Source organism: Pseudomaricurvus hydrocarbonicus (assembly GCF_011602365.1).
In the GTDB taxonomy this organism is placed as follows: Bacteria; Pseudomonadota; Gammaproteobacteria; order Pseudomonadales; family Cellvibrionaceae; genus Pseudomaricurvus; species Pseudomaricurvus hydrocarbonicus.
The window spans coordinates 14,529-26,790 of the sequence record NZ_JAAONZ010000026.1; the positions used below are offsets into that span (position 1 = coordinate 14,529).

At 54.2% G+C, this 12,262-nt stretch carries 12 protein-coding genes; 4 read left to right on the plus strand and 8 right to left on the minus strand.

All coding sequences use genetic code 11. The features are described from left to right. Positions 1-99: 99 nt before the first annotated feature. The 3 genes from G8770_RS21900 to G8770_RS21910 all read right to left on the minus strand — a co-directional run bounded on the left by G8770_RS21900 (position 100) and on the right by G8770_RS21910 (position 2,089). Positions 100-696 (minus strand): DUF938 domain-containing protein, encoded by a 597-nt coding sequence (locus G8770_RS21900; protein ID WP_167191988.1) that lies wholly within the window; start codon positions 694-696, stop codon positions 100-102. A gap of 66 nt (positions 697-762) precedes the next feature. Continuing rightward, on the minus strand, positions 763-1,539 hold the full coding sequence (gene yaaA / locus G8770_RS21905) for a peroxide stress protein YaaA (protein ID WP_167191990.1): 777 nt from the start codon (positions 1,537-1,539) through the stop codon (positions 763-765). Between the two features lie 70 nt (positions 1,540-1,609). Next, the gene (locus G8770_RS21910) at positions 1,610-2,089 is read right to left on the minus strand and encodes a DUF4265 domain-containing protein (protein ID WP_167191992.1); all 480 of its coding nucleotides are present in this window, start codon (positions 2,087-2,089) and stop codon (positions 1,610-1,612) included. A 42-nt stretch (positions 2,090-2,131) separates the two neighbouring features. Between G8770_RS21910 and G8770_RS21915 the strand changes: the two genes are divergently transcribed. Next, entirely contained in the window at positions 2,132-3,448 is a 1,317-nt protein-coding gene (locus tag G8770_RS21915; protein ID WP_341771190.1) for a M48 family metalloprotease, read from the plus strand. 156 nt (positions 3,449-3,604) lie between these two features. Here G8770_RS21915 and phoU read toward each other — a convergent pair whose 3' ends face one another. The 5 genes from phoU to G8770_RS21940 all read right to left on the minus strand — a co-directional run bounded on the left by phoU (position 3,605) and on the right by G8770_RS21940 (position 9,590). After that, a complete protein-coding gene (gene phoU, locus G8770_RS21920; RefSeq protein ID WP_208022451.1) occupies positions 3,605-4,321 on the minus strand; it encodes a phosphate signaling complex protein PhoU in 717 nt (238 codons plus the stop codon). A gap of 50 nt (positions 4,322-4,371) precedes the next feature. Next, a complete protein-coding gene (gene pstB / locus G8770_RS21925; RefSeq protein ID WP_167191994.1) occupies positions 4,372-5,217 on the minus strand; it encodes a phosphate ABC transporter ATP-binding protein PstB in 846 nt (281 codons plus the stop codon). Between the two features lie 67 nt (positions 5,218-5,284). Further along, positions 5,285-6,577 carry a phosphate ABC transporter permease PstA gene (gene pstA / locus G8770_RS21930; protein ID WP_167191996.1) on the minus strand — a complete coding sequence of 431 codons (1,293 nt, stop codon included), beginning with the start codon at positions 6,575-6,577 and terminating at the stop codon, positions 5,285-5,287. A gap of 85 nt (positions 6,578-6,662) precedes the next feature. After that, positions 6,663-8,072 carry a phosphate ABC transporter permease subunit PstC gene (gene pstC, locus G8770_RS21935; RefSeq protein WP_167191998.1) on the minus strand — a complete coding sequence of 470 codons (1,410 nt, stop codon included), beginning with the start codon at positions 8,070-8,072 and terminating at the stop codon, positions 6,663-6,665. A gap of 477 nt (positions 8,073-8,549) precedes the next feature. Continuing rightward, positions 8,550-9,590 (minus strand): substrate-binding domain-containing protein, encoded by a 1,041-nt coding sequence (locus tag G8770_RS21940; RefSeq protein ID WP_167192000.1) that lies wholly within the window; start codon positions 9,588-9,590, stop codon positions 8,550-8,552. A gap of 256 nt (positions 9,591-9,846) precedes the next feature. On the opposite strand from G8770_RS21940, the gene G8770_RS21945 reads away from it, so the two are divergent. From G8770_RS21945 to G8770_RS21955, 3 genes are read left to right on the plus strand one after another with little or no spacing between them, the layout of a single operon-like run. Next, positions 9,847-10,443, plus strand: coding sequence for a TRAP transporter small permease subunit (locus G8770_RS21945; protein ID WP_167192002.1), 597 nt, complete (start codon positions 9,847-9,849; stop codon positions 10,441-10,443). After that, positions 10,433-11,806, plus strand: a complete 1,374-nt coding sequence (locus G8770_RS21950) for a TRAP transporter large permease (RefSeq protein WP_167192004.1) — start codon at positions 10,433-10,435, stop codon at positions 11,804-11,806. Before G8770_RS21945 ends, G8770_RS21950 begins: the two co-directional genes overlap by 11 nt. Positions 11,807-11,829: 23 nt before the next feature. Continuing rightward, on the plus strand, positions 11,830-12,246 hold the full coding sequence (locus G8770_RS21955; protein WP_167192006.1) for an acyl-CoA thioesterase: 417 nt from the start codon (positions 11,830-11,832) through the stop codon (positions 12,244-12,246). Positions 12,247-12,262: the final 16 nt, after the last annotated feature.

Here is a 12,262-nt window from a genome sequence, read left to right on the forward strand (position 1 = left end):
CATTTTTCCTGCCTACTCGCTACTGTCTACTCGACCCTGCCCTTTCCTAGCCACTGGAAACTAGTAACTAACTTCTAGTCACTGCTTCCTAACTTCTAGTCACTGCTTCGTGAACACCAGACAGCGGTTGTTGGCGGGCATTTCACAGTCTTCCGTAAAGCTCAAACCCTGCGCGGCGGCGGCGTCGCAGACGGCTTCAAAATCGCGGATGGCGCGGTGCGGGGCCTGTTCGATCAACCACTCATTGAAGCGCGCGTTGCTGGCGCTGGTAAACTGTCCGCCGTAATTAAACGGTCCGTAGATCACCAGTTTGCCGCCCGATTTTAAGACTTTTGCCACCCCGGCGAGCATCGACAGAACTTCTTCCCAGGCCATAATGTGGGCAGTATTGGCGGTGAACACACCGTCATATTCGCCGAAATCCCAGCTGTTGCTGGCCACGTTGAGGGGGATGGGTGGCAGCAGATTTTCGCCCGGGTACTCCGACATCCACTGGGTGATGCCGGCGTGGTTTTCCTGCAGATCGCTGGTCTGCCATTGCACAAAGGGCAGGTTGCGGGCAAAAAAGACCGCGTGCTGACCGGTACCACTGCCAATTTCCAACACCTTGCCAGGCTCGGTAAACTGCGCCGACAACACGCTTAAAATCGGCGCCTTGTTGTTCTCGCAGGCCTGTGAAAACGGTTTCTGACTCATGATCCGGTGCCCTTTAAAGTCTGTGGTGACGCGGACCTGACCGGCCCGACGTTTCGATGACGGCGATTACGCTTCTTGCTGGCGGGTAAAGACCCACTCATGGGCCGACGACATGCCTTCATTATAGGCATAGCCTTCACTGTCAAAGCCTTTTAACGCTTCCACGTCGGTGATGCGGTTGTGAATGGCGTAAGCACACATCAACCCCCGGGCTTTTTTCGCGTAAAAGCTGATGATTTTGTATTTGTCGCCTTTCCAGTCTTTAAACACCGGCGTGATGATCTCGGCATTGAGCGCTTTCGGTTTCACCGACTTGAAGTATTCGTTGGACGCCAGGTTCACCAGCACCTCGGCTTTGAGGGTTTTCAACTGCTGGTTGAGCGCATCGGTAATGGTCTCGCCCCAGAACTCGTACAAATTGCTGCCGCGCTGATTGGCAAACTTGGTGCCCATCTCCAGGCGGTAGGGTTGCATCAGATCGAGCGGGCGCAGCAGGCCGTATAAGCCCGACAGGATACGCAGGTGTTGCTGGGCAAACTTAAAGTCATCGGCCTTAAAGCTGTCGGCACCCAGACCGCTGTACACATCGCCGTTAAACGCCAGCACCGCTTGCTTGGCATTGTCGGCCGTGAAAGGTTGGGACCACTGCTGAAAACGGTCGAAATTCAACACGCCCAGTTTATCGCTGATGTGCATTAACTGAGAGACATCCTGCGGTGCCAGTTGTTTCAACTCATCAATCAGCAGTTGTGACTCCGCCAGAAAATCCGGTTGTGTGCTTTGTTTGGTCTTGGCGGGGGTTTCGTAGTCCAGATTTTTCGCTGGCGATATTACGAGTAACATGTCGGTCTCACTTTGCGGGTATTCGGTGTGAAGCTTCCTGTGTGAAGCGCGTGATTTCAACGAATGTGGCTTATTCAGGCTTGAGGATGTCCTGCCACCAGTTCAACGGCGTGACCCCGTCTTTGGGGTCGTAGACATTGCCGTACACCCAGGCCACATCGTCACTGATCACGCTGTTGAGAATATTTTCAATCTGTTGGAAGCCACAGCTGACGTGAATGCTGTACACCAGCATACGCGGCGTTTCGATGTCCAGTTCGCCGCCCAGCTTTTCCAGCGTTGGGGTGAGTTCATCCACCAGTTCACTGCTGTCATCTCGACAAAAAACGCGAATGGACAGATTGCCACTGCGTTTGAGCAGGGTAAATTCCTGCGTACCCGATTCCAGTTTGATCACATCACCACTGGCGATGCCCTTGACGAAGGCCGGTGATTTAACCAGTTGGCAGCTGTTGTCTTCGTGAATAATCACTTGCAGTCGTTCTGCCACGGGTTGGCCGTCTGCACCGATTCCGGCAAACAACTCTATCACTTGCAACGCATTCGTCATGGTCGTATTCATTCCCAGTTAATATAATGTCGGTCATTATACGTGAATGTAACCAATATGGAGATTGCTATGGGCTATCGCGCTTATATTGCCAGCACATTACTGGCATTGCTGATGGTATCGGGGTGTACCACCAATCCGGTCACGGGGGCCTCACAGTTCTCCCTCATCTCGCCCGAACAGGAAGTGAGCATAGGCGCGAAGCAATTCGGGCCCACCCAGCAAACCCAGGGCGGCCAGTATATGGTGGACCCCGATTTAACCGTCTACGTCAATCAGGTCGGGCAGAAGCTGGCCGCCAAGAGTGACCGCCCCAATTTGCCCTACGACTTTGTGGTCCTCAACAACGACGTTCCCAACGCCTGGGCGCTGCCAGGTGGCAAAATCGCCATCAATCGTGGCTTGCTGGTGCAGCTGGAGGATGAGGCGCAACTGGCCGCCGTGCTGGCCCACGAGATTGTGCACGCCGCCGCCCGCCACAGTGCCCAGCAAATGACCCAGGGCATGCTGCTGGGCGTCGGTGGCCAGATCATTGGTATGGCCGGCAGCCAAACCGCTTACGGCGAATTGATTGGCATGGGCACACAGATGGGTTCTGCTTTGATCCAGGCGCGCTACGGTCGCGATCAGGAGCTGGAGTCGGATTACTACGGCATGACATACATGGCCCGCGCTGGCTACGAGCCGGAAGCGGCGGTGGAACTGCAACAAACCTTCGTCAAATTATCCGAAGGTCATCAGGGCAGCTGGATGGATGGATTGCTGGCCAGCCACCCGCCGTCTATCGAGCGTGTTCAGGCCAACAAGGCCCACGCGGCCAAACTGACCCCGGGGGTGCGCAACAAGCAAGCCTACCAAAATGCCATTCGCCAGGCCAAAAAAGATCAGGCGGCATACGACCAACACCAGAAGGCCCTCAAGGCCGCCAGTGACAAAAACCTGGATCAGGCCATTGCCCTGACGAAAAAATCCATCAGCGCGCAACCCAAAGAACCGTTGTTCTACACCACCCTGGGGCAGCTGCAGCTGGAACAAAAAGACTACAAGAGCGCGTTAAACAGCTTCACCCAGGCCCATAAACTCTATCCGGAATACTTTTTGCCATTGCTGGGCAGTGGGTTATCCGCCAAAGCTCTCAAGGCCTATACCCGCGCCGAACAGGATTTAATCTCCAGTGCCAAGCTGCTGCCCACGCAAAGTGCGGTGTTTTATCTGGGAGAGGTGAAGTTAGCGCAGGGGCAGAAAGATCAGGCCATCGCGTATTTTCAACAGGCGGCGCAGGGCAGAGGCGCACTGGCGGAAAAATCGAAGGCGTATTTGCAGGAGCTGGCGCCAGCGGCTCAGCCCCCGGCGCAGTAGCCGCGAGTCAGCCCAGGCTGCCCTCTCTGGCTTGCGCCATTCAACCTTGGGCGAGTAGCGAGTAGCGAGTAGCGAGTAGCGAGTAGCGAGTAGCGAAAACAGTATGATCAGAAGTAATACCCCACCACCCTCAGAGGGCAGTGGTGGGGCTGTGACTTACTGCTCTTTGACCTGGCGCTCCATTTCCTGAAGGCTCTGGTGGCGCACATCGAGGCCCTTCACCAGGTAGATCACGTGCTCGGCGATGTTGGCCGCGTGATCACCGATGCGCTCCAGCGCGCGCAGTGCCCAGATGATGTTCAGCACCCGCGAGATAGAGCGGGGGTCTTCCATCATGTAGGTCGCCAGTTCGCGCATCGCGGACTTGTATTCCTGATCCACCTTCTTGTCTTCCTGGGCCACACTGATGGCCAGGTCCACGTCAAAACGGGCAAACGCATCCAGCGCGGAAATCACCATCTGGTGCACAATGGTGCCGATGTGGCGCAATTCCACATAACCGCGAGGGGCTTCACCGTGTTCATTCAGGTGAATGGCCATCTTTGCCACCTTGTGTGCCTCATCGCCCATGCGCTCAAGGTCGCGGGTGATTCTTGCCACGGACAAGACCATGCGCAAATCCGAGGCGGCTGGCTGACGGCGCGCCAGCACCAGAGTGCAGTTTTCGTCGAGTTTCAGTTCCCGCGCGTCAACCTCTTCCTCGGTCACCAGCACCCGCTCGGCGAGGTCCGAATCGGGGGTGGTAATGGCTTTCACGGCATTGATGGTTTGCTGTTCAACCAGCCCGCCCATTTCCAGTAACTGAGTTTTTAGCTCTTCCAGGTCAGCATTGAACTGCCGGGAAATGTGTTGATCCAGATTTAACTTATCCATGCATTACTCCAGGGCTCAAGCCTATTCTTTAGTCACCAAATCGACCGCGATTAACCAAAACGACCGGTAATGTAAGCCTCGGTTAGCTTGTGATCAGGGTTGGTAAATACTTTTTCAGTTTCGTTCACTTCAACCAGTTTGCCCAAATGGAAATAGGCAGTGCGGTGCGAAACCCGTGCCGCCTGCTGCATTGAGTGGGTCACAATGGCAATGGTGAAATTTTCGCTCAACTCGGCGATCAGTTCTTCAATCTTGGCGGTGGCGATCGGATCCAGGGCGGAGCAGGGTTCATCCATCAGGATCACTTCCGGGCTCACGGCAATGGTGCGGGCAATGCACAACCGCTGCTGCTGACCACCGGACAAACCGGTGCCCGGCGAGTGCAGGCGATCTCTCACTTCTTTCCACAGACCGGCTTTTTGCAAACTGGTTTCCACAATTTCATCAAGATCGGTGCGGCGATTGACCAGTCCGTGAATGCGCGGACCGTAAGCAACATTATCATAGATGGACTTGGGAAACGGGTTGGGCTTCTGGAACACCATGCCCACACGAGCGCGCAATGGCACCACGTCCAGTTTAGGGTCGTAGATGTCCTGACCTTCCAGTTTCAATGAGCCCTGGACACTGCAGATATCAATGGTGTCATTCATGCGGTTCAAACAGCGCAGAAAGGTCGACTTACCACAACCGGAAGGGCCAATCATCGCCAGTACTTCGTTCTGGCCGATGTCCAGACTGACGTCAAAGATTGCTTGCTTGTCAGCGTAAAAAACATTCACATCACGCATCGACATTTTGGCGGTGTCGGTAAACGGGATACCCACGGTTTCCAGCCCAGACAAATCATGGGCTTCCGGGTTTTCTTTGGATAGTTCAGTGTTCACTTTATTCATAGGATCTACTTTAGCTGTCTGGTCGACGATGGCTTCCACGTTATTACCCTCCACCTGAATTCTTCGATTACCAACGACGTTCCAGTCGCTTGCGCAACCAGACAGCCAAGGCATTCATTACCACAAGAAACCCAAGCAATACCATAATAGCCGCTGAGGTTCGTTCTACAAAAGCGCGTTCCGGACTGTCAGCCCAGAGGAAAATCTGTACCGGCAATACGGTCGATGGGTCCGTGATGCCACTGGGGACATCCACAATAAAGGCCACCATCCCGATCATCAGCAATGGCGCGGTCTCCCCCAACGCCTGCGCCATACCAATAATGGCACCGGTCAACATACCGGGCATGGCCAGAGGCAAGACGTGGTGCAGGATAACCTGCATTTTTGAGGCGCCAATGCCCATCGCCGCTTCGCGGATGGAAGGCGGTACAGCCTTAATCGCGGCACGACTGGAAATAATGATCGTCGGCAGGGTCATCAGTGTTAACACAAACCCGCCCACCAGTGGTATCGAGCGCGGCATTTCAAAGAAATTGATGAAAATCGCCAGCCCCAGCAGACCAAAAATAATCGAGGGCACCGCCGCCAGGTTGTTGATGTTGACTTCAATAAAGTCGGTAAACTTGTTTTTCTTGGCGTACTCTTCCAGGTACACCGCCGCCGCAACCCCAATGGGAAACGACAGTGCCAGAGTCACCAACAGGGTAAACAGGGAGCCCATCATGGCACCGCGGATACCGGCCTGCTCCGGCTCACGGGAGTCGCCCGCGGTAAAGAACGTGGTATTGAAACGCTCTTCCACATTGCCACTTTCAATCAGTGATTCAATCCAGGAAATTTGTTGTTCCGTAAAGCGCCCGGTGTAAGCGCCCTCGCGGGAACTGCGGCTTTTGACGTAGGTATCAATGTCATCATCCGCCAGCACCCACACATCCAGGCTGGTGTTGAGGATGTCCGGGTTGTTTTCCACCAGAGCGCGCAATTCATAGCCGGCACCATTGCTGACTATGCCATACAGAGCGCGCTTGCCACGGCGATCGGTCACCTCCGGAAAACGCTCACGCAAGGCCTGTTTCAACACGCCCTGATAATTACCACCGGCAATCTGATGCGGGTCGTTCACATCAGTGATGCCCAGCGCATCGGCTGACATTACCACCGGTAACTTGACGTAAGTTTGAAAAAAAGCCGAATGGCCTTTGCCAATGATGTCGGTGAATAAAAACAACAGGCACAGCAAGCCAAAGCTGATGGAGGCGATGCCGTAAAACCGGAACATCTTTTCCTTGCGGTAGCGCTTTGCCAGATTTTTATTCACCACATCCATGGTATTTGGTGTCTTGGGGGATGGTGTCATGTTGCAATCCTGTGAATATTTTCTGTCGTCTCGGGTTGTCTCACGCCAATATGCATCGGCAGGTTAGGGTTAAACCTGCGAACGGTTATTCATACTGCTCGCGATACTTGCGCACGACGTGCAAAGCAAAATAGTTAAGCGCCAGGGTGACGGTAAACAGCATCAGTCCCAAAGCGAAAGCCGACAAGGTTTTGGGGCTGTCAAACTCCTGATCACCCACCAGCAAGGTCACAATCTGTACCGTCACGGTGGTCACAGACTCCAGCGGATTAGCCGTCAGGTTGGCTGCCAAACCCGCCGCCATGACCACAATCATGGTCTCACCAATGGCCCGCGAGGCCGCCAGCAACACGCCACCAACAATGCCCGGCAGAGCCGCAGGAATGACCACCTGCTTGATGGTTTCCGATTTGGTGGCGCCCAACCCCAGCGATCCATCGCGCAAAGACTGAGGCACCGCGCTGATGACATCGTCCGACAAGGAGGACACAAACGGGATGATCATCACCCCCATCACCAGGCCCGCCGCCAGAGCACTTTCGGAGGAGATCGACATTTGCAATCCAAGAAATTCGAACGTCCAGGCACCGCCATCGCGCAGCAGGGGAGCAATGGTCAATGCCGCAAAAAAGCCGTACACCACCGTCGGGATACCCGCCAGCATTTCAATCAGCGGTTTAACGTAGGTGCGCACACGGGGACTGGCGTACTCCGACAAATAAATGGCCGACATCAGACCCACCGGCACCGCCAGCACCAGGGCTATGAACGAAATCAACAGGGTTCCGACAAACAGCGGAATCGCACCAAAGGCACCGGAGCTGCCCACCTGATCGGCACGGATGGCCATTTGTGGGCTCCACTGCAGGCCAAACAAGAAGTCTGTGATGGGCACGGTTTTGAAAAATTTAATCGACTCGAAGATCACCGAGAACACAATACCGATGGTGGTCAGAATCGCCAGGCAGGAGCAGGCCAGCAAAAAGAACTTAAACGCCCCCTCCACTTGCAAACGGGCTTTCTGCTCGGGGCGAATACGCCACCAGGAGAAGGCGGCCAACAGTATTCCCACACTGATGGCCAGTACCGTCATCGCCATCTGGCTGGTCTGATTGATGTTTTTCAACGACTGGGCGGCTTGCGTCATATAGGGCTGGGTATCAGAACCCACCATATTGCCCGCCGCAATGTTTTTCACGGTATTGAGAATCAAGCCCAGCTCAGAGGGAGGCAGGGTGGTCACTTCCGCAGGAAACGACTTAATCAACAACTGATCGATGATACTGCCATCCATTATCAGCCACACCCCCACCAAAATCAGGCTGGGAATACCGCACCACAACGCCGTCAGTGTGCCATAGTAAAACGGCAGGGAATTCAGATTACGAAATCCGCCTTTGGAGGCATCCGCCAGCACCAACGAGCGCCCCCGGCCCAGAATATAGGCCACCGCAATCAGGATAATGATGGTAACCAGCAAGGTGGATGTATTCATAAATCTCTCATACAACAGTTCGGTAATTGATTCTTAAAAGCTTAAGCAAAACCAGTGATTGAACGACAAAGCCAACCAAAATAACACTGTATTCACTTAACTTAACGATCCCAACAATCTCTCTGTAAGCAGATGGTTTTTCAGAGCTGCCAGAAGATCGTTACAGTGATCGACGGGCCCATCAGAAAAAACTTCTGTTTTAACGCGCTGGTTTATTCACTGTTCCCGCTGTTACTGGTGCCGTTTTTTTGAAAGCCTGAAACACACAGAGAGCCCGATGATGTGCGATCGATGCTTTTACCAACCGGTAAAGATCATCAACCGCTTCATGGGCTCCCTGTTGAAGCCAGTACCTGTGCATTGAATCAGGCATCGGCTTCTATACTTTTTTCTCACTGCCAGGTTGTGTGCGGCAGCCATTAAAAACTGCCTTGGCGCTGACCTGATCGAATGTTATCGACCGGGCCAGGCGGCCGTTTACATCGCCAGGTTTTTCAGCGTTTTGATATCAGCGGCAACGTTAGTGCGCTCGGAATCGCCCAGAGGAATCATGCCTTTTTCACTCAGGTAACCCTCGCTGCCAAAGGCTTTCTCACTGGTGAACTCATTCAGGAATTCTTTCATGCCTGGAATGGTGCCAATGTGGTCTTTTTTCACGTAGAAGTAGAGTGGGCGAGAAACCGCATAAGATCCATCCGCGATATCTTCAAAGGTCGGCTCTTTGCCATCGACGATGGAACCCTGGATTTTATCCGCGTTCTGATCCAGGAAGCTGAAACCGAAGATGCCCAGGGCATTCTTGTTGGCGTTCAATTTTTGAACAATCAGATTGTCGTTTTCACCGGCTTCGATGTAAGGACCGTCTTCACGAACACTGCGACAAACCGTTTTGTAGGCATTTTTGTCGGTGGCCTTCATGGCTTTAATCCACGGGAAGGTTTTACAGCCACCTTCTAACACCAGCTCCTGGAAGGCATCACGTGTACCGGAAGTCGGAGGTGGCCCCAACACTTCAATGCTTTTGGCAGGCAAAGCCGGGTTCACGTCTTTCCAGGTTTTGTAAGGGTTGTTCACCAGGCTTTCAGAGCCGTCAGGGTTAGGCACTTGCTTGGCCAGCGCCAGGAACAGGTCGCGGCGAGTCAGTTCCATCTGCTTGGCATTGATGGAGTTGCCGATGACGATGCCATCGTAGCCGATCAGGACTTCAACAATATCCTTAACGCCGTTCTGCTGACACATTTCAAATTCTGAAGATTTGATCCGACGCGAAGCGTTGGTGATGTCGGGATAGGCCACACCCACCCCCTGACAGAACAGCTTCATGCCACCACCAGAACCGGTTGACTCGATTTTAGGGGTTTTGTAGTTGGTGCTTTTACCAAAGTGCTCGGCAACCACGGTGGCGAACGGGTAAACCGTGGACGAACCGACGATGCTGATGTAATCACGAGCAGCGGTGGCAAATTGGGCACTCATGGCCGTAGCCGCTACAGTGGCGATCATTAATGTCTTTTTCACAGTATTCTCCTGGGTCTGATAATGGGCTTGGGTCTTCAGCAAACAGCCCTAATGTATACAACGGAGATGATGCTAGTTTTTGATGGTGACAATTCTATGAATGTATTGTGACAGTATTGTTACATAAACTGAAAACCCCCAAAGAATGGGGATTTTCAGGCTTTTCAGGGGTAAAGTTTCTGGCAGTGATAAGCTTTAATGTATACTCCTGACCAACCGCTTATAACTAAATCATAAGATTGCCGGAATGCACGTCATGTCACCCCACCACCGGGACCGTTTAGAGACCGTTACCGCTTACATTGATCGCTTCGCCCTGCTCACCGGCAAAGTGGTGTCATGGCTCACCATCGTTATGATGATTCTCACCTGCATAATTGTCGTGCTGCGCTACGGCTTTTCCATAGGCTCTATTGCCATGCAGGAAACACTGGCCTACCTGCACGCCAGCGTGTTTTTGCTGGCCATCGCCTTTACCCTTCAGCGTGACGGGCATGTGCGTGTGGATATCTTTTACCGGCAATTTAATGCCCGGCAAAAAGCCTGGGTCAACGCCCTCGGCAGCCTGATTTTTTTACTGCCCATCTGCCTCTTTACCCTCATATACAGCTGGGACTTTGTGATCAATGCCTGGGCCGTTAAAGAGGGCTCGGCCAGTACCGGCGGGCTGCCGGCGGTGTTCCTGCTGAAAACCCTGATTCCGCTGGCCGCCACGCTGCTGGCTCTGCAAGGGGCCGGTGAGGTGTTGCGCAGCGTAATAGTACTGACTGCCCCCGAGGATGCAATGACTCCCCATCCGCTGAGCGGGTCTGAGCCCGCAATTGAGAACGGGAGCGCAACCGATGCTCATTGAAATTCTGCCGCTGTTGATGTTTATGCTGGTCTGTGTCTGTCTGATGATGGGCTACAACGTCGCGTTTACCCTGGCCGGGACCGCGCTGACCTGCGCCGGACTGGGTATTATTGCCGGCCACTTTGATGCCAGCTTGTTGAAAGCCTTCCCCGACCGCATCTTCGGCACCATGAACAACTACACCCTGATTGCCGTGCCCTTATTTGTGTTAATGGGCGTGATGCTGGAACGCTCGCAGCTGGCGGAACAATTACTGACCAACATGTCGCGGTTGTGCGGACGCCTGCCTGCCGGTATGGGCATTTCCGTGGTAATCGTCGGCATGTTACTGGCTGCCTGCACCGGCATCGTCGGCGCCACCGTTGTCACCATGGGCCTGATGTCCCTGCCCGCCATGCTCAAACGAGGCTACAGCCCGGAAGTGGCCACTGGCACCATCTGTGCCACCGGTACGCTGGGGCAAATCATTCCCCCGTCCATTGCTCTGGTACTGCTGGGCGACATCCTCTCCAGCGCCTACCAGCAGGCGCAGTTAAAACAGGGCATCTTCAACCCCCAACCGGTGTCGGTGGGTGACCTGTTTATCGGTGCCATTGTGCCGGGAATTCTGCTGGTGGCGCTCTACATTATCTACCTGCTGATCAAGTCCTGGCGCCACCCTCACCAGGCGCCCAGCGGACAGGCCGAAGACGACACCCAGGTCTCAACCGGGGAACTGCTGGGCAGCCTGTTACCGCCGGTGCTGCTGGTCGTGCTGGTGCTGGGTTCCATCGTCAGCGGGGCAGCCACGCCCACCGAAGCCGCCGGCGTCGGCGCACTGGGAGCCACACTGCTGGCCCTGCAGAAACGCCAGTTGAGTCTGGCCAAGTTGTCGGCGATTGCCCGCTCCACCACCGAAATTACCGCGATGGTGTTTACCATTTTGATCGGGGCCTCCCTGTTCTCCCTGGTATTCCGGGGCTTTGGCGGTGAGGAAATGATCACTCACTTTTTCAACAACCTGCCCGGCGGGTTGATCTCTGCCACGTTGATTGTGATGCTGGTGATCTTTCTGCTCGGCTTTATTCTCGACTTTATTGAAATCACATTTGTGGTGGTACCCATTGTCGGTCCGGTCCTGCTGGCCATGGGATTAGACCCCGTCTGGCTGGGCATTATGATTGCCCTGAACCTGCAAACATCTTTTCTCACGCCACCTTTTGGCTTTGCCCTGTTTTATCTACGGGGAGTTGCGCCAGAAAGCGTAGCCACATCGGCCATCTATCGTGGCGTTGTGCCTTTTATTGTGCTCCAATTGGCCCTGATGCTGTGTCTTGCCATCTGGCCACAACTGGTAACCTGGCTACCGGGGCAAATGCATTAATTACTCTTTGAGGTTTAAGATCAATGAATGACGATTATAACGACAATGACATGGACGAAGAGCCAATCCCCACCGGTGAATTGACTCTGCAAACTCTGGCCATGCCCGCCGACACCAACCCTAACGGTGACATTTTCGGGGGCTGGTTGATGTCTCAAATGGATTTGGCGGGCTCCATCAAGGCCTCTGCCATCGCCCGGGGACGAGTGACCACCGTTGCGGCAGGCAGTATGGCCTTTCTGCGCCCGGTGCCCGTGGGCTCCACCATCAGCTGCTACGCCGAGATTCTGGAAATCGGCCGCTCTTCCATACGCATTATGGTCGATGTCTGGCTCTACGCCGCGGAAACCGGCGAGCGCTACAAGGTCACCGAAGGCACCTTTGTCTACGTCGCTATTGATGACAATGGCCGCACCCGTTCCATTCAGCTCAGTCGCTGAAACCCGAGGCGGGTAT